Origin of the sequence: Edwardsiella sp. EA181011, assembly GCF_000800725.1 — a bacterium.
Lineage (GTDB): Bacteria > Pseudomonadota > Gammaproteobacteria > Enterobacterales > Enterobacteriaceae > Edwardsiella > Edwardsiella anguillarum.
On the sequence record NZ_CP011364.1, the window covers coordinates 718,477 to 737,338 of the forward strand.

Here is an 18,862-nt window from a genome sequence, read left to right on the forward strand (position 1 = left end):
CAGTGATGGCGGTTGGTAAAACAGAATTTGCCTGGCGGCGATAGCGCGGTGGTCCCACCTGACCCCATGCCGAACTCAGAAGTGAAACGCCGTAGCGCCGATGGTAGTGTGGGGTCTCCCCATGCGAGAGTAGGGAACTGCCAGGCATCAAATTTAGCAGTACCCCGGAAACGGGTGTGATACAAAATTCGGTGGAGCGGTAGTTCAGTTGGTTAGAATACCTGCCTGTCACGCAGGGGGTCGCGGGTTCGAGTCCCGTCCGTTCCGCCACCCTATTTAGGGGCGTAGTTCAATTGGTAGAGCACCGGTCTCCAAAACCGGGTGTTGGGGGTTCGAGTCCCTCCGCCCCTGCCAGATAAAAAGCCTTCTGTGAAAACAGAAGGCTTTTTTGTTTTTCCCCTAACAACGTTTTCGCACGACGTTATTTCACCGCGATAATACCGGCGCCCTCAGGCGCTCAGCATCAAAAAACGGCGCAGATCATGCACCATGGGGTGGATCTCATCTACACGGTCGCTGTTGCGCAGCCAGATGGCATAGATCGGCCTTATTAGCGTTTCTGGGTGGGTTAGCTGCTGTAAGTCACTGGCAGCCCAAGAGATGGGTAAAAACGCGCTGGCGTGCAGCTGACGCAGAATACGCTCGGCTATCAACAGTGAGCTACTCTCCAGCAGGGGAGCGCCACTCTCGATCAGCGGCGAGGGCTGTGGGCTGAAGTCGGCTCCCCAGTCGAGGCGAATGAATGGCCGTACCGACGCACTTTTGCCGGCGGCATAGAGCCCCAGCGTAAACTCACCGACCCGTTCGCTTGTAAACTCATCGGCTTTGGGGATTTCGGTTGCGATGAGCAGATCCAGATGGCGCTCATGCAGCTGGCGGATATGAATATGGCGTTGGCCTGTGCGGGCCTCTAGCATCTGCGTGGGATGATTGCCGTAGAGCCGGGCAAGCCAGTCGGTCAGCACAGACTCCCATAGCAATGCCGGAGCTCCCAGTGACAGCGCCTTATGCTGGCGGGCGTTGATCATCTCCTGCTTAGCCAATAGCCAGGTATTCATCAGATTCTCTGCATAGGGCACGAGAGTCTGCCCGGCCGGCGTGAGCTGAATGTTATTGCGGTGGCGAGTGAATAGCTCGGTACCTACTTGATTTTCCAACTGACGGATGCGGAAGCTGACGGCGGACTGTGTCAGGTACAGTGATTCGGCCGCCTTACCAAAGTGGCGGGTACGGCTGACTTCCAGAAAGGTTTTGAGTAATTCGGTATCCACGGCGTATCCATAAAAATTTTAATCATGATGATTTAAATGTTTTGTTTTACAGGTTGTCAAGGCTAACTAATACTCCGCGCCATAAATAGCACGGCCATAGAGAATTAGGAGCGTGTCAGATGGCGGAAAGCTTCCACACTACTCATCGTTTCTTTGATAACAAGCACTACCCGCGCGGCTTTTCGCGTCATGGGGACTTTACGATCAAAGAGGCTCAGCTACTTGAGCGTTTTGGGTATGCATTTAATGAATTGGATCTCGGTACTCGCGAGGCGCAGACAGACGAAGAAGCTCTGTTTGTTGCCGTATGCCGCGGTGAGCGTCAGCCTGCGACGGAGGCGGAGAAGGTATGGGCGAAGTATGTCACCCGTATCCGTCGTCCCAAGCGTTTTCATACGCTCTCCGGCGGTAAGCCGCAGATGGAAGGGGCTGAAGACTATACCGAGTCAGATGATTAATAAAAAAGCGGGGCAATGTTTGCCCCGCTTTTTTATGTCTGTCATCCCAGCCAGAAGCGCCAGCGCGCCTGCAGCCATTTAACCGGCACGGTGTCCCTAACCCCTTCAGCCACGATCTGCCATGCCTGAGAGACATGAACCGGCGTGGAGGCGTGCTGTACCCGGCACTGCCTGATGCCGCCGAACGTGGGACGTTTAAGCGGGGGATGCGCTGGCTTGACCAACGGTGCCGGATCGGGGCGCGCGGCTTCGTTGAGTAAGGCGCTGGGCCTGACCAGGGTGATATCCAACGGCAGGGTGCGCAGCATCTGCTGCAGGACGCGTACCGTGGCCGGATGCGGGTGACCGATGGCGATGGCGGAGCCATTGCGCCGCGCGAGGGTTATCGCGCGATTGAACTGCGTCCGGATGGCGCTCTCGCTCTGAGCGTCATCCAGAAAGACTTTGCGCTTGATAACCTTGATACCTGTCCCCTGGGCGGCATTGCTGACTTGGCTATGGCCAATGGTCATGCTGTCGAGAAAGTAGAGCAAATGGTATTGCTCCAGCGCCCGCATGACTTTTTGCATACCGGTTAGGCTGGAGGTCATGGCGCTGCCCATATGGTTGTTCATGCCGACGGCATAAGGCACGTTACCCACCGCCTGGCGGATAATCCTCTGGATCTCCGCCTCGCTCATGGCGGGCTGTAGGGTATCGCGCTCAAGCGGCTGTTTGCTGAGGGGGGCCATCGGTAGGTGGATCAAGATCTCGCGCCCCTGTGCGTGGGCGCGTAGCGCCATCTCGCGTGCGTGGGGCGCATTGGGCAAGACGGCGATGGTAACGGGTAACGGCATCTCCAGCACCTGGTTTTCTTCGCGGGGGCGATACCCGAAGTCATCGATGACGATGGCGAGCTTTCCGGCCAGCGCCGGCGCAGCCAGTGCGCTGCAAAGCAGCGCCAGTGAACTAAGACGGATCAGTGAGCGCAAGGCTTATTCCTTCTCTCTGTACCAGCGTAATGGCGAAGCGATGAATGCCAGCGTTAGCGCCCCAGCCACGGCCGCGGGTTCACCGCCTGCCCCTGACGACGAATTTCGAAGTACAGGGCCGACTGCCCCTGACCGCCGCTGTCACCGACCAGCGCAATCGGCTGCCCGGCTTTGACCTGCGCGCCGACGTTAACCAAGGCGCTCTGGTTATAGCCATACAGGCTCATGTCGCCCTTGCCGTGTTCAACGACAACCACCAGCCCATACCCCTGGAGCCAGTCGGCCAGCAATACGCGGCCGTCGGCGATGGCGCGGACTTCGCTGCCTTCCGGCGCGGCAATGACCATGCCTTTCCAGCGCAGTTCACCCTGCAACGGCTCACCAAAGCCATGGATAGTGCGTCCCCGTACCGGCCAGATCGCCTGACCAGCCGGGCGTCCCAGGCCGCCTGTTCTGGCCAGCAGCGCCCGCTCGTTTTCGCTGGGTTTATAGGTGGTGCCTTTTTTCTTGGCCTGGGCTTCTTTTGCTTTCATTTCGGCCCGAACGCGGGCGGCTTCACGTGCTTCGCGTTCGGCTCGGGCACGGGCCTCTCGTTCGGCGCGGGCTATCTTGTCGCGCAGGCGAGTTTCATTCTGGCGCAGCTCACCGAGCTGCTGCTGATCTTTGGCCAAAGAGCTCTCCAGCGCCGTCAGCGTTTTTTGGCGGTTGGCGCGCGCCTGTTGCAGCAGCTGCTGAGCCTGTTGCTGAGTAGCCAGAACCTCTTTTTGCTTGGTCTTAGCGCTTTCCAGCTCACGCTTTTGCTGGCTGAGGTCGGTGCGGGTCTCCTGCAGCGCGGCGATATTCTGCTGCCGGGCGATGTTCAGATAGCCGAAATAGGACAGCAACCGCTCACTGCGCTGGCTCTCTTCACCGTTGAGCAGGACCTGCATCCCAGTGTGGCGGCCGAGACGAAACGCCATATCCAGCTGCTGTGCTAATAGCTTACTCTGTCCATTCTCTTTGCTTTGCAGTTTGCGGATAGAGGTGCTGAGCGCGGTGACCTGCTGCTCAAGCTGGGTGAGTTCAGCCTGGGTATCGTGCAGGGCTCTGCCAGCCTGGGCTATTTGTTTTTCTTGGGCTTTGAGCTGATCTTGCAGGGATGCGCGCTGCTGCTGCTGCTGTTTGACGCTCTTCTCTTTTTCAGCAATGTCCTGCTGGATGGACTGTAGCTGCTGTTTGTTGCTGTCTGCGCTGAATGCGGCGCAGGGGAAAAGGCTGATGCCGGCGAACAGTGCGCCGGCACAGAAGATGGGCAGCAGGGGCGAGGCGCCGCGGAACGCGTGCGCCGCTGGAGCGGCGCACGGGGTACTTCCGACGGATGACGCTGAGCCTGCGCTGGGCATGTGAAACAGATCTTTTCCCCTCATGGGGATCGATTATTTCACGATGAACAGCGGCTTGCCAGTCATCTCTTGCGGGACATCCATCCCCATCAGGGTCAGCATGGTCGGGGCGATGTCGGATAGTTTCCCGCCCTCGACAGCGCTAGCCTGCTTGCCGATGTAGATCAGCGGTACCGGCAGGTTGGTGTGCGCCGTATACGGCTGGCCGCTTTCCTGATCGCGCATCAGCTCCGCGTTGCCGTGGTCGGCGGTAATCAGCAGCTGACCGTCGGCTTTCTGCACGGCGTCAACTACCTGGCCAATACAGGCGTCCAGCGCCTCGACGGCTTTGATCGCCGCATCGTAAACGCCGGTGTGGCCAACCATGTCGCCGTTCGGATAGTTACAGATGATAGTGTCATACTTGCCGCTGCTGATGGCGGAGAGCAGCTTTTCGGTCAGCTCGGCTGAACTCATCTCCGGCTGCAGATCGTAGGTCGCCACTTTCGGTGAGTTGATCAGGATGCGATCTTCACCGTTGAATGGATCTTCTACGCCGCCGTTATAGAAGAAGGTGACGTGCGCGTATTTTTCGGTTTCGGAGATGCGCAGCTGGGTTTTATTGTGCTTCATCAGCCACTCACCCAGGGTATTGCTCAGCGAGGCCGGCGGGTAGGCGCATTCGGTCTTGATGTCGGCGGCATACTCGGTCAGCATGACAAAGCTGCCCAGCTTAACGGTTTTGCGGCGGGTGAAGCCGTCGAAGTCAGCGTTCACGAAGGCGCGGGTGATCTGACGTGCGCGGTCGGCGCGGAAGTTCATGAAAATCAGCGCGTCGCCATCCTGCATTGCGGCGTCGGCCTGGCCTGCGGCGCGGATGACGGTCGGCTTAACAAACTCGTCATTTTCACCGCGGGCATAAGCAGCCTGCAGCCCATCGATGGCATTATCGGCGTGGAATTCACCCTTGGCGTCGGTCAACAGATCGTAGGCCAGCTCGACACGATCCCAACGGTTGTCGCGATCCATGGCGTAGTAACGGCCGATCAGCGAGGCGATGCGCCCTTTGCCGAGCTCGGCGAAATGGTCAGTGAATCGTTTCAGTGTTGATTCCGCACTACGCGGCGGGGTGTCGCGACCATCGAGGAAAGCGTGCAGATAGATGGCCTCTGCGCCGCGCTGGGCTGCCAGATCTACCATCGCCAGGATATGGTCTTCGTGGCTGTGTACTCCGCCAGGGGACATCAGGCCCATGATGTGTACTGCCTTACCGGCGGCAACGGCATCATCCACGGCGTGGGTCAGCGCGGCATTGCTGTAGAAGTCGCCCTCTTTGATCTCTTTGTCCAGACGGGTCAGATCCTGGTATACGATGCGCCCGGCGCCCAGGTTGACATGACCGACTTCGGAGTTGCCCATCTGACCATCCGGCAGGCCGACATCCAGACCGGATGCGGAGATCAGCGTATGCGGATATTCAGCCCACAGGCGGTTCATCACCGGACGCTTAGCGTTGAGAATTGCGTTGTCCTGCTGATCTTCACGGTAACCATAGCCGTCAAGGATCACCAGAACCATCGGTTTTTTGGCGTTCGACATTGCAACAACCTCATATGTTGATAAGTTCAAGAATGAATAGCCGTGCACACGCGGTGTGGACTACGCCAGCGCTGTCCAGTCGGCGCGAGCGGCAGGCGCAGTGCGGAAAGAGGCGGGACACAACCCAATATACACGGCTATTCTGTCGTGAATTAGCGTAATTTTACTACAATCCATGGCGGATTGGCTGCAGAAAGATCAAGGGAAGCCCTTTTGTGTCCCGTCCCGACGCGGGTGAGGCGATGGCCCGGGGTAAATTTTCGTGCCAGGCCGCAGTTTCAGCGCCCGGCGCTCGGTAATCGGCTGTATTTGGAGCGAGGCAAAGGTATACTCTGATCCTTTGATTTAGCCCTTAACCGATCGGGAGTAGTAACCCCCCATGCAAATGCAAGAGATTATGCAATTCGTCACTGCCCACCCCGTGCTGAGCGTGGCGTGGATTGTGCTGTTTGTGGCGGTTGTCGTCATGACCCTTAAAAGCCGTTTCTCTAAAGTGAAAGAGGTGAGTCGCGGCCAGGCGACCCATCTGATCAATAAAGAAGACGCCGTTGTCGTCGATACCCGGACGCGTGAAGAGTACCGCAAAGGGCATATCGCCAACGCCGTAAACCTGACGCCGAGCGAGCTGAAGAGCGGTAGCCTTGGTGAGCTAGATAAGCATAAGTCACAGCCGGTGATCGTCGTGTGTGCTAACGGTATGACCTCCCGTCAGTCCGGCGAGCATTTGGTTAACGCCGGGTTTGCGCAGGTATATTCTCTGAAAGACGGTATCGCCGGCTGGCAGGGTGATAATCTGCCCTTAGCCCGCGGTAAATAAGCAGATATTGACTGAGGAGTCATCATGGCCAACGTTGAAATTTATACCAAAGCGACCTGCCCATTTTGCCTGCGCGCCAAGGCGCTGCTGACGGCCAAGGGCGCCGGGTTTGACGAGATCGCTATCGATGCAAACTCGGAAAAGCGCGAGGAGATGATCGCGCGTAGCGGCCGTACTACCGTACCGCAGATTTTTATCGACGGGCGTCATATTGGTGGCTGTGATGACCTGCACGCGCTGGATGCCCGCGGTGAACTTGACCCGCTGCTGTAAACCGGCATTGATGTTTGATAGGGATTACCCCATTACCTAAAGATTAGGAACCAACCATGTCTGAACAAAATAACACTGAAATGTCCTTCCAGATCCAGCGTATCTACACGAAGGACATCTCCTTTGAAGCGCCGAACGCACCGGCCGTTTTCCAGAAAGAGTGGCAGCCGGAGGTGAAACTGGATTTGGATACGGCCTCCAACCAGCTGGCTGATGGGGTGTTTGAAGTGGTTCTGCGCGTGACGGTTACCGCGACCATGGGTGACGAAACGGCGTTTCTGTGTGAAGTCCAGCAGGCGGGTATCTTTACCATCGCCGGCATCGAAGGTACCCAGATGGCTCACTGCCTGGGCGCCTACTGCCCGAATATCCTGTTCCCATACGCCCGCGAATGCATCACTAACCTGGTGGCCCGCGGCACCTTCCCGCAGCTGAACCTGGCACCGGTTAACTTTGACGCGCTGTTCATGAGCTATCTGCAGCAGCAGGCCGGCGAAGAGCCGACTCAGGAAGCGTAATGACAACGCCTGTCGCTTCCATGGCCGTTATCGGTGCCGGTTCTTACGGCACCGCATTGGCCATTACGCTGGCCCGTAACGGGCACCCGGTGGTGCTGTGGGGGCACGATCCAGCGCACATCGCGGCGCTGGAGGCTGCACGCTGCAATCAAGCCTTTTTGCCGGACGTCCGTTTCCCTGACACGCTGTCGCTGGAGACGGATTTGTCCCGTGCGCTGTCAGCCAGCCGCGATGTCCTCGTGGTCGTGCCGAGCCACGTGTTTGGTGACGTATTGCGTCAGTTGCGTCCCCACCTGAGGCCGGATGCGCGTCTGGTGTGGGCAACCAAGGGGCTGGAGGCGGAAACCGGGCGTTTATTGCAGGACGTGGCGCGTGAGGCGCTGGGGCCGGATATTCCGCTGGCGGTGATCTCCGGGCCGACCTTTGCCAAAGAGCTGGCGGCGGGGTTGCCGACGGCGATCGCCGTGGCCTCTCAGGACGCGGCGTTTGCCGAGGCGCTACAGCAGCTGCTGCACTGCGGCAAGAGCTTCCGCGTCTATCGTAACCCGGACTTCATCGGCGTACAGCTGGGCGGTGCGGTCAAAAACGTTATCGCTATCGGTGCCGGTATGTCGGATGGCATCGGCTTTGGCGCCAATGCCCGTACGGCCCTGATCACCCGCGGTCTTGCTGAAATGAGTCGGTTAGGGGTTGCTCTTGGCGCCGATCCGGCGACCTTTATGGGGATGGCCGGCCTGGGTGATCTGGTGTTGACCTGTACCGACAATCAGTCGCGCAACCGCCGCTTTGGCATCATGCTGGGGCAGGGGATGGGCGTCGATGAGGCCCAGACGCAGATAGGTCAGGTAGTCGAGGGTTACCGCAACACCAAAGAAGTGATGTCGCTGGCGCAGCGCTATGGCGTGGAGATGCCGATCACCGAGCAGATCTATCAGGTGTTGTATCGCCATAAGGATGTTCGTGAGGCGGCGCTCTCGTTGCTGGGGCGCGCCAGCCGGGATGAAAATGCCCGGTGATACGTTGGCGGGTATCTGCCGGGCCGGCGGATACCCGCTCTTTCCTCTCAGGGTGTGAGTCTCTCGGGATAATCATCACTCTCCCCTTGACCGGGCGCCACCGCGTCTGATTAATTACATCATTTATCGTCAGATTTTCTCCATTCTCTCTTTACCCCGGCTGGGTGACTCTCCCGGCAGCGTCGCTATTTCGGCGGCGACAGGCCTGTGCGTCTGACGTGACGGAGGGAGCGCAGAGGATCTGTTATTCGCATCGGCCGCCGCCTACTACGAGGATGGGAGCAATATCATGTCGACAGAAGAATTGGAAATCATCTGGCAAAATATTAAAACAGAGGCTCGGGGACTGGCGGAGTGCGAGCCGATGCTGGCCAGTTTTTTCCATGCCACCTTGCTGAAGCATGAAAACCTGTCCGGTGCCTTGAGCTATATTTTGGCTAATAAATTAGCTGATCCGATTATGCCGGCTATCGCGATCCGTGAAGTGGCCGAAGAGGCCTATCGCGCCGATCCCAGCATGGTGGAGTATGCCGCGCGCGATATCCTGGCGGTTCGCCAGCGCGATCCGGCGGTAGATAAGTATTCGACGCCGCTGCTGTACCTCAAAGGGTTTCATGCGCTGCAGGCCTATCGTATTGGACACTGGCTATGGCGCCAGGAGCGGCGAGCACTGGCTATTTATCTGCAGAATCAGATCTCGGTGGCCTTTGGCGTCGATATTCATCCGGCAGCGCGCATTGGCTGCGGGATCATGCTCGATCATGCCACCGGGATTGTTATCGGTGAAACGGCGGTCGTGGAGAATGATGTCTCGATCCTGCAGTCAGTGACGCTGGGCGGTACCGGGAAAGAGTGCGGCGATCGTCATCCTAAGATCCGTGAAGGGGTGATGATCGGTGCGGGTGCTAAAATTCTGGGTAATATCGAGGTGGGACGCGGTGCCAAGATCGGCGCAGGGTCCGTGGTGCTGCACCCGGTACCCGACCATACGACGGTGGCGGGCGTTCCGGCGCGGATCGTCGGCCGTCCGGAGAGCGATAAGCCATCCATGGACATGGATCAGCGCTTTAACGGCAGCAGCCATGACTTTGCGGACGGCAGCGGTATTTAACCGAGGTCGATTGTACCGTGAGAGGGACGTCTATGACGTCCCTCGCGCGTTATTGACGCCGCAGGGCGCCGGGATAGCCCAGCTGGCGCCACGCCTCATACACGACGACGGAAACCGCGTTAGACAGGTTCATGCTGCGGCTACTGGCCAGCATGGGGATGCGGATTTTCTGCGCTGCCGGCAGGCTGTCTAGGATCGTGGCCGGCAGGCCGCGGGTCTCCGGGCCAAAGAGCAGGTAGTCGCCGTCGCGATAGGTCACCTCGCTGTGGGCCGGGGTTCCCTTGGTCGTTAGAGCGAACAGCCGCGTCGGTTTTTCACCGCCGAGGAAGGCCGAATAGTTATGGTGACGGCGAATGCTGGCGAACTCATGGTAGTCCAGCCCGGCGCGGCGCAGGCGCTTATCGTCCCAGGTAAAGCCCAGGGGCTCTATCAGGTGCAGGTGAAAGCCGGTATTGGCACACAGTCGGATGATGTTACCGGTGTTGGGTGGAATTTCAGGTTCGAAGAGTACGATATTCAGCATTTGCGCCCCCAGATGTCAGGGGGCGCAGTATAGCGCAGCGCGTCAGGCTTTGCCCGCGCTGCTGCGCGTGGAGAGCGGTAGCCACAGCGTCAGGCGCAGACCGCCCAGCGGGCTGTCCTCGGCCCGCACCCAGCCATGGTGCTGTTCAACCACCGTAGAGACGATCGCTAGCCCCAGCCCGGTGCCGCCGGACTCGCGATCGCGCGCCTCATCGGTACGATAGAACGGGCGGAAGATCTGCTCACGATCCTGGGGAGCGACGCCCGGACCGTCATCGTCTACGTGGATGGTGATCCCGAGTCCATCACAGCTGAAGTGGATCGCGATATGGTGGTTGGAGTAGCGCAGGGCGTTGCGTACGATATTTTCGAACGCGCTGTCCAGCGCCGAGTGGCTGCCGAATAGCGGCCATGGGCCGGGAGGGGCGGTGACCTCCAGCTTTTTGCCGCGCTGTTCGGCTTCGAAGCTGGCGTTATCCAATACGTCAGACCACAGCTCATCCGCTCGCAGGGGCTCCCGCTCCAGCTCGGTTTTGTGCTGGTTGCGCGACAGCGCCAGCAGATCGTTGATCATGCTGTCCAGGCGCAGAGCCTCGGTTTCAATACGCGCCAGCTCGCTGTACTCGCCGTGGCGCCGGCGCATCAGGGCCGTGGCCAGCTGTAGCCGGGTCAACGGTGTACGCAGCTCGTGAGAGATATCGGAGATCAGACGCTGCTGCGCCTTCACCATCCCCTCAAGGGCGCTGACCATCTGGTTGAAGCTGACCCCGGTGGCCAAAAACTCCTGTGGCCCGGACTCCAGCTCAGGGTGCTGACGCAGGCTCCCGCTGGCGACCTCATCCGCCGCCATTTTCAGCTTACGCGCCGGGCTGGCCAGACTCCACGCCAGCCACAGCAGCAGCGGTGAGCTGATCAGCATGGTGACGAGCAACAGCAGCAGCGGACGATCGAACAGCAGGTTTACAAAGTCGGACTGCGGGCTGTTAGCGGGACGGATCAGATACAGCTGGTAGTTGTCCTCGCCGTCGCGGATCGGAAAGGGGCCCAGGATCTCCAGGCGCCCATATTTTTTCTTCTTGGGGTGATCGGCATTGTCGGACTGGCCGATAAAGTTACGCACGATCTGCATCTCGTTGCGCTGGGCCCCGATCACCCGTCCTTCACTGGTCACCAGCAGCAGGCGCTGCCCCGGCGGAGACCATTTATCGATGGCGCGGAACAGGCGCCGCCACCACAGCAGATCGTTTGGGGGGTCGACGGCCAGCTCGGCTTCTACGTGCTGCTCCAGCATGACGCCCTGGCGTCGCTCACTGTCCAGAAGACTGGTTATCTGGCGTGAGTCGAGCTTGGGCAGCATCAGTACCACCATCAGTACCAGCGCCAGCGTCAGCCAAAAAATGGCAAAAATACGCGCCGTCAGGCTATTGATCATGAAACGGATACCATCAGATAGCCGCGCCCGCGCAGCGTTTTAAACCACGGCTGGCCATCCTGGCGCTCCGGCAGTTTGCGGCGGAGGTTAGAGATATGCATGTCGATGGCGCGATCGAAGGGGGTCAGACGTTTACCCAAGACCTCCTGGCTAAGATGTTCGCGCGATACAACCTGCCCCAGATGCTGTGCCAGCAGGTACAGCAGAGTAAATTCGGTGCCGGTGAGTTCCAGGGGCTGGCCGTCAAAGCTGGCCTCTTGGCGGCCGGGATTCAGCTGCAGGCGATCGACCTGTAGGATCGGCGCACCGCTATCGCTGTTTTGCTGTTGTTCATTCCAGTTAGAGCGGCGCAGGATAGCCCGAATACGGGCAACCAGTTCGCGGTCATTAAAGGGTTTCGGCAGGTAGTCGTCTGCGCCCAACTCCAGCCCCAGCACCCTGTCGAGCTCGCTGCCGCGGGCGGTGAGCATAATAACCGGCGTCTGGTGGTGTTGACGCAGCTCTTTGAGGGTATCGATACCGTTTTTCTTCGGCATCATGACATCCAGCAGCAGCAGATCGATGCTGGCGTCCAGCATCGCCAATGCTTGCTCACCATCGTGAGCGACGATGACTTCAAATCCTTCAAGATCAAGAAGCTCTTGCAGAAGCGACGTCAGTTCGCGATCGTCATCAACCAGTAATATCTTATTCATTGGGTGTTACCTCCTGACGCAAAATACGATATCAAATGCCGCTAATCCATGACTTTACTTAGTTTTACATCCCCTGACGCATGTTTTCAGCTGTATGGGTAGACTACATACATCGATTCAATGAGCGGGCCGGTACTTAGGAGTGAGAGATGCATAAAACTGCAACCCTGACCATGGCCGTCCTGTTTATGATGACCTCCGTCGCTGTATACGCCGATGAAGGTGAACCGGTATGTCGCTGGCATCAGGGTAACGATATGATGCAACAGAGTATGGATCATAACTACATGTTTGATGGTGTGAACCTTACTGAACGACAGCGTCAGCAGATGCGGGATTTAATGCAGACGACGCGTCACGGTTTTTCGAGCATAAAGCTGCATGATATCGAAGCCATGCATCGCCTGGTGACGACAGAAAATTTTGATGAGGCCGCGGTGAAAGCCCTGGCTGAGAAGATGGCGCAGGAGAGCGTGATCCGCCAGGTCGAAATGGCCCGGATACGCAATATGATGTTTAACCTCCTCACGCCGGATCAGAAGTCCCAGTTAAACGCACGCTATCAGCAGAAAATTGCCGGTTGGCAGCAGCAGATAGCGTACATGCAGAATACTTCTGCCCAGAAGTAGTGTACGACCGAGTAGCACCCTGTTTTTCCTTGCCATAGACACCATCCCTGTCTTCCCCGCCATGATGGCGGGGCTTTTTTTTGTCTGTAATTCGCTATACTGGGCGGCTGATTAAACAACCTTTGGGTGAACTATGCATCAGCAATATGCTCGATTGGTGAAGGTGGCCGCGCTTAGCGCGACGGCGACAGCCACTATCTTGCTGATTTTGAAAATTTTAGCCTGGTGGCATACCGGGTCGGTCAGCCTGCTGGCGTCGCTGGTGGACTCGCTGGTCGATATCGCGGCCTCGTTGACCAATCTGCTGGTGATCCGCTACGCCCTGCAGCCGGCGGATAAGGATCATACCTTTGGCCACGGCAAGGCCGAGTCGCTGGCCGCGCTGGCACAGAGTATGTTCATCTGTGGTTCCGCGCTGTTCCTGTTCCTGACCGGTTTCCAGCACCTGCTCAAGCCGGAGCCGATGAACGATCCCGGCGCCGGGATTTGGGTTACGGCGTTTGCGCTGGTGTGTACCCTGGCGCTGGTGACCTTTCAACGCTGGGTGGTACGTAGGACCCAGAGTCAAGCGGTGCGCGCCGACATGCTGCATTACCAGTCCGACGTGTTGATGAACGGGGCCATTCTGGTCTCTCTGGGATTGAGCTGGTACGGTGTGGCCAGGGCTGACGCGCTGTTCGCGCTGGGGATCGGGGTCTATATCCTCTACAGCGCCCTGCGTATGGGGTACGATGCGGTGCAGTCCCTGCTCGATCGGGCTCTGAGCCCCGAGGAGCGGCATCTGATCGTCCGTATTGTCCGCGAGCACCGCGGCGTCCTGGGCGTACACGATCTGCGTACCCGCCAGTCCGGCCCAACCCGTTTTATTCAGTTACATCTAGAGATGGACGATACGCTGCCGTTGGTAGATGCTCATGCTATCGCCGACGGCGTTGAGCACGATCTCCTGCAGCACTTCCCCGCCGCGGACGTGATTATTCATCAGGATCCTACCTCGGTGGTTCCCGCTGAACAAAAAGGGCTGTGGGAGAGCTAAAAAAATACCAGTTTGTGAGCCGGGTTACAGCGCGGCTATTTTTTTCGCGCAGTAAAATATTTACCATGTAGTGGGCTGACCTGAATCAATTCAGCTTGATTACTTTGCTATAATATTACACAGTAATTAAATTGAGTGTTCATTTTCTGTACCAGCAGGCGGAGTCCACGGCCAGCGGCGCTGGCGATGGGCAAGCGTGGGGTGTCGCGTAGGCCGTCGCCATTCCCGACGGCCGGGGCCAGGGTTGTACGCGCCAAGCCATTCCTAAGAAATAGTATCCACAAGCTCAGAGGTAGTCATGATCAAAAAAATCGGTGTTTTGACCAGTGGCGGTGATGCGCCGGGCATGAACGCGGCCATCCGCGGCGTCGTGCGTGCGGCCTTATCCAAAGGGTTAGACGTTTACGGCATCCATGATGGCTACCTCGGTCTGTATGAAGGACGCATTGAACAACTGGATCGCTATAGCGTTTCCGACGTGATCAACCGCGGCGGCACTTTCCTTGGCTCAGCCCGCTTCCCGGAGTTTCGCGACGAGAAAGTGCGTGAAAAGGCCGTAGAGAATATGCGTGAGTTTGGCTTGGATGCGCTGGTGGTGATCGGCGGCGACGGTTCTTATCTGGGGGCTAAGCGCCTGACCGAGATGGGATTCCCCTGTATTGGCCTGCCGGGAACTATCGATAACGATGTGGCCGGCACCGATTACACCATCGGGTATTTTACGGCGCTGGAAACTGTTGTGGAGGCCATTGACCGTCTGCGCGATACCTCCTCTTCACACCAGCGTATCTCCATCGTCGAGGTGATGGGGCGCTACTGTGGCGACCTGACGCTGGCGGCGGCGATCGCCGGCGGCTGCGAATATATCGTGCTGCCGGAGGTGGAATTCAAGCGCGAAGAGCTGGTCGAAGAGATTCAGGCCGGCATCACTAAAGGCAAGAAGCACGCTATCGTTGCCATCACCGAGCATATCTGTGATGTGGATGAGCTGGCCAAGTTTATCGAACAGGAGACCGGCCGCGAAACTCGCTCGACCGTACTGGGACATATCCAGCGCGGCGGTGCGCCGGTGGCCTATGACCGTATCCTTGCGTCCCGCATGGGAGCCTACTCCATTGAGCTGCTGCTGCAGGGATACGGCGGCCGCTGCGTGGGGATCCAGAACGAAAAGCTGGTGCATCACGACATCATCGATGCGGTTGAAAATATGAAGCGTCCGTTTAAGGGCGATTGGCTGGATACTGCCAAGATACTGTTCTAACGGCGCTTGTAGCGCCTCTGCCTCACAGGGCCCCGCGTGCGGGGCTTTTTTATGAACGGTGCGCGGACGCTGCCAAAAAAAACGGCTCCCATCGGGAGCCGTTGCATTCGGCGCTGACAGAGCGGCGCTTTAGGCTTTAGCGGCGGCGGCAGCGCGCACGATGGTGGCGAACGCGTCGGCCTTCAGTGAGGCCCCGCCGACCAGCGCACCGTCGATATCCGGCTGCTTGAACAGATCGGCCGCATTGGCTGCGTTGACAGAGCCGCCGTACTGGATGATGACGTCCTGTGCGGCTTCAGCGTCGTGCTTGGCAACGTGATCGCGGATAAATTTGTGTACCGCCTGAGCCTGTTCCGGCGTGGCAGATTTGCCGGTGCCGATGGCCCATACCGGTTCATAGGCGATAACGGTGCCTTTAAACACCTGGGCACCCATGGTTTTCAGTACGGCATCCAGCTGGCGGGCGCAGACCTCTTCCGTTTTTCCGGCTTCGTTTTCGGCTTCCGTCTCACCGATGCACAGTACCGGGATCAGACCGGCTTCTTTCAGCGCGGCAAATTTTTCTGCGATGAACGCGTCGCCTTCTTTGTGGTAGGTACGGCGCTCTGAGTGACCAATGATGATGTATTTGGCACCGATGTCTTTCAGCATCGCTGCGGAGATTTCTCCGGTGAATGCGCCGGAGGCATTGATACCGACGTCCTGGGCACCGAGGGCGATACGGCTACCGGCCAGTTCGTGGGCGGCCATATCCAGATAGACTGCCGGCGGGGCGATGGCGACATCGCAGTTTGCAACGTCGCTCAGTTCACCGCGCAGGGCGGCAACCAGTTCATGAACCATGTGGCGGCTACCGTTCAGTTTCCAGTTACCCATAACTAATGGTTGACGCATTTTCTTTCCTCCAATTGGGAAACACATAATCGAAATCAACTCGCCTTGTCGGCATATTCGGTCTGACAGTATAAAAATCTTGGGCGTCAGACACTTTGTTTTCCATCATCAAATGGCTAGGGACCTCAGGATCCAGCACCCTCTGATAGTGAAAGCTTAATCGGTTCAACAGCGAAAGTAATGCCTTTTTCACCGCTATCAGATACCACATAGCGTAAAGAACCATCCTGCTGGCTGTAATAGGGCTGGCTGCGGCCGCGGCTCAGGAGCTCTGCGGCTTTCTCTAGGCTCTGCTGCGGGGAGAGGGTCGGGGAGAAGCTTTGCATCAGGGCGGCCATGTAGCGGATAGCCAGCTGGCGATCGGGCGTTTCAGCGCCGTTGCGGGCGCCCCGTTTCCCTTTGCCCCGCTCCCCGTCCTCGCGGGGGAGATAAGTTATCTGCAGACTCTTGATTTTGCCGGTACCTTTCTCCAGAACAACTGAGGAGTAAACGGCGGCATTGATGCGCGTCGCGGCCCGGGTCAGCGGCAGATTTTCATCTCTGACGCTGATGGCGCGGTACTCTTCCAGCGGCAGCGATGGAAAAGCCTGATTATAGTGAGCGCGGAAGTTGACCAAGGTGAGATCGAACGTCGGTGCGCCGGGGCGCAGATAGGGTGCGGGCTGAGGCGCCTCTCCGGTGGTCTGCGGCGGTGCGGCATAGACGGCCGGCTGATAGGCCAGCAAGAACAGGGATAATAGCGTGATCCGTGACATGATTCTGATCCGGTATACAGCGGGATGGCGATCCGAAAGATGATTAAAGCGTTTTCTGACGCCGGTTGTCAAAAAGGTGCGTAAAAATTCCGCGATGCGGCGCCGGGATCGGGTACACTGCGCCGCTCTGTTGACTGAACCGAACGACAAAAGGATGAGTGATGGGCCTACAACAGTGGTGTTTTTCTCTGCGCGGCCGCCTGGGCCGTCAGGCATTCTGGATTTGGATGGGCGTCTGGGCGCTGCTGCTGCTGGCGCTGTTCTCTCTGGCCGGTGCGGCGCTGATCCCGTTACAGGCCGCGGCGTTTCTATTGGTTCTCTCGCTGTGGCCCACGGCTGCGGTATGGGTCAAGCGTCTGCACGATCGCAATAAGTCGGGGTGGTGGGCGCTGCTGGCGGTGGTGGCGTGGATACTGGCCGCCGGGAACTGGGAGATCCTGGGCGGGCTGTGGACATGGGCGCTGGGGCGATTTTTGCCGCTGCTGATCTACGTCATGCTGCTGCTGGACTGCGGTGTCTTCGTTGGTTCGGCGGGCGATAACCGCTATGGACCTCCGCCGCCGGCGCTGAACTGGCGCCGCATCGGAGCGTAAGCCGGAGGGACGACGCCGGAAAGTCCCGGCGTCAGACGTATCACCAGTAGTGTTCGCTGGTGATCTGGCCCGGTTTGCGGCGCAGATGCTTGCGCATCGCGCGGGTCTCTTTCAGCAGCTGCTGCGTATCTCGTACCATCTGAGGGTTCCCACACAGCATGACGTGGCTCTCCTCTGCGCTGATCGGCAGGCCAACGGCAGCCTCCAGCGCGCCGCTGGCGATCAGATCGGGGATACGCCCCTGCAGGGCTCCGGGCGCCGCCTCGCGGCTGACGACGGCCTGGATGCACAGCTTACCGCCGTAGCGCTGCGCCAGATGCTGCATCTGCGGCAGGTAGCTGAGATCGGCGGCGTGGCGGACGGCGTGTACCAGCACCAGATGGTCAAAGCGGGTCAGGTCGTGGCCCTCTTCCAGCATGGACAGATAGGGCCCGAGCGCGGTGCCGGTGGCCAGCATCCACAGCGTCCCGCAGTCCGGAACCTCATCCAGCACAAAAAAGCCGTTGGCTTCATCGCTGACCAGCAGGGTATCGCCCGGCTGTAGCGCCGCCAGGCGCGGGCTGAGCAGTCCGTCCGGTACCGTGACCAGATAAAACTCTAGCGTGTCGCTGCTTGGCGGATTGACGAAGGAGTAGGCGCGCTGAACGCGTTCGCCGCCGATATCCATCCCCAGCTTGCCAAATTGCCCGGCCTGAAACGGCTTGATGGGCGCCTGCAACTGAATACTGAACAGTTTATCGGTCCAGTGCTGAACCTGTGTGATGGTGCCCGTTACCCATTCGGCCATACGTGAATCACTCCCGGGATGTTATGCGGTAGGCGCAGCGGCGTGAGTCACTGATGATGTGCTCCACGCGCTCAACGTGATACTTCGAGCCCAGCAGGCGGTTGAGCAGCCGCAGCTCGGAGTGACACAGCTTACCGCAGGTATTGGCGGCGACGCCAATCGGACAGTGGTTTTCAATCAGTACCACCGCATTATTTTCGAATTCGACCTCTGCCATATAGCCATCGTCCTGGCGCAGGCGCGCCAGTGCCAGAAAGCGAGCCTCACCTTCAGGATGTTGCGCCAGCTCGCTGACGTAGCGGGCATACAGGGCATCCTCGCGGATCTCGATCAGCTGCTCAACGCCCTGGCTGCCGAACAGCTTTTGCGTCCCTTCCAGCAGCGTGCGCGACAGATCGCGGTGGCGATCGGGGAATTGGGCATGGCCTTTATTGGTCAGCGACCAGAAGCGAGTGGGGCGCCCCACCTTGGTGCGGGACTCTTCGTAGCACACCAGCTCGCGCTGCTCAAGCTGCTGTAAATGCTGACGCACGCCCATAGTGGTAATGGCAATGCGTTCGGCCAGCATTTTTGCCGACTGTGGTCCTAGGCTTTTTAGCTGAAGCAGAATCAATTCAGGTGTCTTCATGGCACAGATCCTTGTGGTAAGCGAGACATTAATGAACGATTCAGTTTAATAACTTATAAAACATCGTTAAATGATAAATGCTCTTTATTTTAAATTGGTCGCAGAATAGCTGCCGAGTTGTCACATTTACTTTACGCCTGCGGCGATAACATCTGACAACAAAAATCAGGGTAAAGAGCGAGTGGTTGAATATTTTTTAGCTTTATCTGTTAGATTATGCGCCAGAATATGGTCA

At 58.3% G+C, this 18,862-nt stretch carries 21 protein-coding genes, 2 tRNA genes and 1 rRNA gene; 13 read left to right on the plus strand and 11 right to left on the minus strand.

The genetic code is table 11. The annotated features are described in order from the left end of the window. Positions 1-30: 30 nt before the first annotated feature. The 3 genes from rrf to QY76_RS03250 all read left to right on the plus strand — a co-directional run bounded on the left by rrf (position 31) and on the right by QY76_RS03250 (position 354). Positions 31-146: ribosomal RNA gene (rrf, locus tag QY76_RS03240) — 5S ribosomal RNA — on the plus strand. Positions 147-193: 47 nt separating this feature from the next. Continuing rightward, positions 194-270: transfer RNA gene (locus QY76_RS03245), tRNA-Asp, on the plus strand. An 8-nt stretch (positions 271-278) separates the two neighbouring features. Further along, a tRNA-Trp gene (locus tag QY76_RS03250) sits at positions 279-354 on the plus strand. A gap of 95 nt (positions 355-449) precedes the next feature. Here the strand turns inward: QY76_RS03250 and hdfR are convergent. After that, on the minus strand, positions 450-1,271 hold the full coding sequence (gene hdfR / locus QY76_RS03255) for an HTH-type transcriptional regulator HdfR (RefSeq protein WP_034164076.1): 822 nt from the start codon (positions 1,269-1,271) through the stop codon (positions 450-452). A 119-nt stretch (positions 1,272-1,390) separates the two neighbouring features. Here hdfR and QY76_RS03260 point away from each other — a divergent pair, with 119 nt between their 5' ends. Beyond that, positions 1,391-1,729 (plus strand): DUF413 domain-containing protein, encoded by a 339-nt coding sequence (locus QY76_RS03260; RefSeq protein WP_012850258.1) that lies wholly within the window; start codon positions 1,391-1,393, stop codon positions 1,727-1,729. Between the two features lie 41 nt (positions 1,730-1,770). Here QY76_RS03260 and QY76_RS03265 read toward each other — a convergent pair whose 3' ends face one another. From QY76_RS03265 to gpmM, 3 genes are read right to left on the minus strand one after another with little or no spacing between them, the layout of a single operon-like run. Beyond that, positions 1,771-2,700 carry a divergent polysaccharide deacetylase family protein gene (locus QY76_RS03265; protein ID WP_045425920.1) on the minus strand — a complete coding sequence of 310 codons (930 nt, stop codon included), beginning with the start codon at positions 2,698-2,700 and terminating at the stop codon, positions 1,771-1,773. A gap of 53 nt (positions 2,701-2,753) precedes the next feature. Further along, the gene (envC, locus tag QY76_RS03270) at positions 2,754-4,106 is read right to left on the minus strand and encodes a murein hydrolase activator EnvC (RefSeq protein WP_034164074.1); all 1,353 of its coding nucleotides are present in this window, start codon (positions 4,104-4,106) and stop codon (positions 2,754-2,756) included. Between the two features lie 9 nt (positions 4,107-4,115). Then, entirely contained in the window at positions 4,116-5,660 is a 1,545-nt protein-coding gene (gene gpmM / locus QY76_RS03275; RefSeq protein ID WP_045425923.1) for a 2,3-bisphosphoglycerate-independent phosphoglycerate mutase, read from the minus strand. A 385-nt stretch (positions 5,661-6,045) separates the two neighbouring features. Between gpmM and QY76_RS03280 the strand changes: the two genes are divergently transcribed. The 5 genes from QY76_RS03280 (at position 6,046) to cysE (ending at position 9,395) form a co-directional block, all read left to right on the plus strand. After that, entirely contained in the window at positions 6,046-6,477 is a 432-nt protein-coding gene (locus tag QY76_RS03280) for a rhodanese-like domain-containing protein (RefSeq protein WP_015462555.1), read from the plus strand. A 24-nt stretch (positions 6,478-6,501) separates the two neighbouring features. Next, positions 6,502-6,750 (plus strand): glutaredoxin 3, encoded by a 249-nt coding sequence (gene grxC / locus QY76_RS03285; RefSeq protein ID WP_034164071.1) that lies wholly within the window; start codon positions 6,502-6,504, stop codon positions 6,748-6,750. A 56-nt stretch (positions 6,751-6,806) separates the two neighbouring features. Beyond that, positions 6,807-7,268, plus strand: coding sequence for a protein-export chaperone SecB (secB, locus tag QY76_RS03290; protein WP_034164070.1), 462 nt, complete (start codon positions 6,807-6,809; stop codon positions 7,266-7,268). Then, positions 7,268-8,284, plus strand: coding sequence for an NAD(P)H-dependent glycerol-3-phosphate dehydrogenase (gpsA, locus tag QY76_RS03295; RefSeq protein ID WP_034164069.1), 1,017 nt, complete (start codon positions 7,268-7,270; stop codon positions 8,282-8,284). The genes secB and gpsA overlap by 1 nt, the downstream gene beginning before the upstream one ends. Positions 8,285-8,573: 289 nt before the next feature. Beyond that, on the plus strand, positions 8,574-9,395 hold the full coding sequence (gene cysE, locus QY76_RS03300) for a serine O-acetyltransferase (RefSeq protein ID WP_034164067.1): 822 nt from the start codon (positions 8,574-8,576) through the stop codon (positions 9,393-9,395). A gap of 49 nt (positions 9,396-9,444) precedes the next feature. Here the strand turns inward: cysE and trmL are convergent, their stop codons facing one another. The 3 genes from trmL to cpxR are packed head-to-tail and all read right to left on the minus strand — an operon-like array spanning position 9,445 to position 12,044. Beyond that, positions 9,445-9,918, minus strand: a complete 474-nt coding sequence (gene trmL, locus QY76_RS03305; RefSeq protein WP_034164066.1) for a tRNA (uridine(34)/cytosine(34)/5-carboxymethylaminomethyluridine(34)-2'-O)-methyltransferase TrmL — start codon at positions 9,916-9,918, stop codon at positions 9,445-9,447. A 42-nt stretch (positions 9,919-9,960) separates the two neighbouring features. Beyond that, positions 9,961-11,349, minus strand: coding sequence for an envelope stress sensor histidine kinase CpxA (gene cpxA, locus QY76_RS03310; protein WP_034164065.1), 1,389 nt, complete (start codon positions 11,347-11,349; stop codon positions 9,961-9,963). Beyond that, a complete protein-coding gene (cpxR, locus tag QY76_RS03315; RefSeq protein WP_012850247.1) occupies positions 11,346-12,044 on the minus strand; it encodes an envelope stress response regulator transcription factor CpxR in 699 nt (232 codons plus the stop codon). The genes cpxA and cpxR overlap by 4 nt, the downstream gene beginning before the upstream one ends. 149 nt (positions 12,045-12,193) lie before the next feature. On the opposite strand from cpxR, the gene cpxP reads away from it, so the two are divergent. The 3 genes from cpxP (at position 12,194) to pfkA (ending at position 14,970) form a co-directional block, all read left to right on the plus strand. Then, positions 12,194-12,673: a cell-envelope stress modulator CpxP gene (cpxP, locus tag QY76_RS03320; protein WP_034164064.1), complete on the plus strand. Its 480-nt coding sequence runs from the start codon at positions 12,194-12,196 to the stop codon at positions 12,671-12,673. Positions 12,674-12,806: 133 nt separating this feature from the next. Continuing rightward, positions 12,807-13,709, plus strand: coding sequence for a CDF family cation-efflux transporter FieF (gene fieF / locus QY76_RS03325; RefSeq protein ID WP_012850245.1), 903 nt, complete (start codon positions 12,807-12,809; stop codon positions 13,707-13,709). A gap of 298 nt (positions 13,710-14,007) precedes the next feature. After that, positions 14,008-14,970 carry a 6-phosphofructokinase gene (gene pfkA, locus QY76_RS03330; RefSeq protein ID WP_034164062.1) on the plus strand — a complete coding sequence of 321 codons (963 nt, stop codon included), beginning with the start codon at positions 14,008-14,010 and terminating at the stop codon, positions 14,968-14,970. A 129-nt stretch (positions 14,971-15,099) separates the two neighbouring features. On the opposite strand, the gene tpiA is transcribed toward pfkA, so the two are convergent. Next, positions 15,100-15,864 (minus strand): triose-phosphate isomerase, encoded by a 765-nt coding sequence (gene tpiA / locus QY76_RS03335; protein ID WP_034164061.1) that lies wholly within the window; start codon positions 15,862-15,864, stop codon positions 15,100-15,102. A gap of 125 nt (positions 15,865-15,989) precedes the next feature. Then, positions 15,990-16,619 (minus strand): DUF1454 family protein, encoded by a 630-nt coding sequence (locus tag QY76_RS03340; RefSeq protein ID WP_045425928.1) that lies wholly within the window; start codon positions 16,617-16,619, stop codon positions 15,990-15,992. 161 nt (positions 16,620-16,780) lie between these two features. On the opposite strand from QY76_RS03340, the gene QY76_RS03345 reads away from it, so the two are divergent. Beyond that, entirely contained in the window at positions 16,781-17,212 is a 432-nt protein-coding gene (locus QY76_RS03345) for a DUF805 domain-containing protein (protein ID WP_034164059.1), read from the plus strand. Positions 17,213-17,252: 40 nt separating this feature from the next. Here the strand turns inward: QY76_RS03345 and fpr are convergent, their stop codons facing one another. Together fpr and QY76_RS03355 are read right to left on the minus strand one after the other, a co-directional pair. Continuing rightward, positions 17,253-17,999 carry a ferredoxin--NADP(+) reductase gene (fpr, locus tag QY76_RS03350; protein ID WP_045425931.1) on the minus strand — a complete coding sequence of 249 codons (747 nt, stop codon included), beginning with the start codon at positions 17,997-17,999 and terminating at the stop codon, positions 17,253-17,255. A 7-nt stretch (positions 18,000-18,006) separates the two neighbouring features. Further along, positions 18,007-18,627 (minus strand): metalloregulator ArsR/SmtB family transcription factor, encoded by a 621-nt coding sequence (locus QY76_RS03355; RefSeq protein ID WP_034164055.1) that lies wholly within the window; start codon positions 18,625-18,627, stop codon positions 18,007-18,009. Between the last annotated feature and the right edge of the window lie 235 nt (positions 18,628-18,862).

Bases quoted from the DNA above. Each gene is read 5' to 3' on its own strand.
- gpsA (WP_034164069.1), top strand. From the start codon at position 7,268: ATGACAACGCCTGTCGCTTCCATGGCCGTTATCGGTGCCGGTTCTTAC.
- fieF (WP_012850245.1), top strand. From the start codon at position 12,807: ATGCATCAGCAATATGCTCGATTGGTGAAGGTGGCCGCGCTTAGCGCG.
- grxC (WP_034164071.1), top strand. From the start codon at position 6,502: ATGGCCAACGTTGAAATTTATACCAAAGCGACCTGCCCATTTTGCCTG.
- cysE (WP_034164067.1), top strand. From the start codon at position 8,574: ATGTCGACAGAAGAATTGGAAATCATCTGGCAAAATATTAAAACAGAG.
- trmL (WP_034164066.1), bottom strand. From the start codon at position 9,918: ATGCTGAATATCGTACTCTTCGAACCTGAAATTCCACCCAACACCGGT.
- gpmM (WP_045425923.1), bottom strand. From the start codon at position 5,660: ATGTCGAACGCCAAAAAACCGATGGTTCTGGTGATCCTTGACGGCTAT.
- QY76_RS03340 (WP_045425928.1), bottom strand. From the start codon at position 16,619: ATGTCACGGATCACGCTATTATCCCTGTTCTTGCTGGCCTATCAGCCG.
- QY76_RS03260 (WP_012850258.1), top strand. From the start codon at position 1,391: ATGGCGGAAAGCTTCCACACTACTCATCGTTTCTTTGATAACAAGCAC.
- pfkA (WP_034164062.1), top strand. From the start codon at position 14,008: ATGATCAAAAAAATCGGTGTTTTGACCAGTGGCGGTGATGCGCCGGGC.
- QY76_RS03280 (WP_015462555.1), top strand. From the start codon at position 6,046: ATGCAAGAGATTATGCAATTCGTCACTGCCCACCCCGTGCTGAGCGTG.
- secB (WP_034164070.1), top strand. From the start codon at position 6,807: ATGTCTGAACAAAATAACACTGAAATGTCCTTCCAGATCCAGCGTATC.
- cpxP (WP_034164064.1), top strand. From the start codon at position 12,194: ATGCATAAAACTGCAACCCTGACCATGGCCGTCCTGTTTATGATGACC.
- tpiA (WP_034164061.1), bottom strand. From the start codon at position 15,864: ATGCGTCAACCATTAGTTATGGGTAACTGGAAACTGAACGGTAGCCGC.
- QY76_RS03345 (WP_034164059.1), top strand. From the start codon at position 16,781: ATGGGCCTACAACAGTGGTGTTTTTCTCTGCGCGGCCGCCTGGGCCGT.
- envC (WP_034164074.1), bottom strand. From the start codon at position 4,106: ATGAGGGGAAAAGATCTGTTTCACATGCCCAGCGCAGGCTCAGCGTCA.
- fpr (WP_045425931.1), bottom strand. From the start codon at position 17,999: ATGGCCGAATGGGTAACGGGCACCATCACACAGGTTCAGCACTGGACC.
- cpxA (WP_034164065.1), bottom strand. From the start codon at position 11,349: ATGATCAATAGCCTGACGGCGCGTATTTTTGCCATTTTTTGGCTGACG.
- QY76_RS03355 (WP_034164055.1), bottom strand. From the start codon at position 18,627: ATGAAGACACCTGAATTGATTCTGCTTCAGCTAAAAAGCCTAGGACCA.
- cpxR (WP_012850247.1), bottom strand. From the start codon at position 12,044: ATGAATAAGATATTACTGGTTGATGACGATCGCGAACTGACGTCGCTT.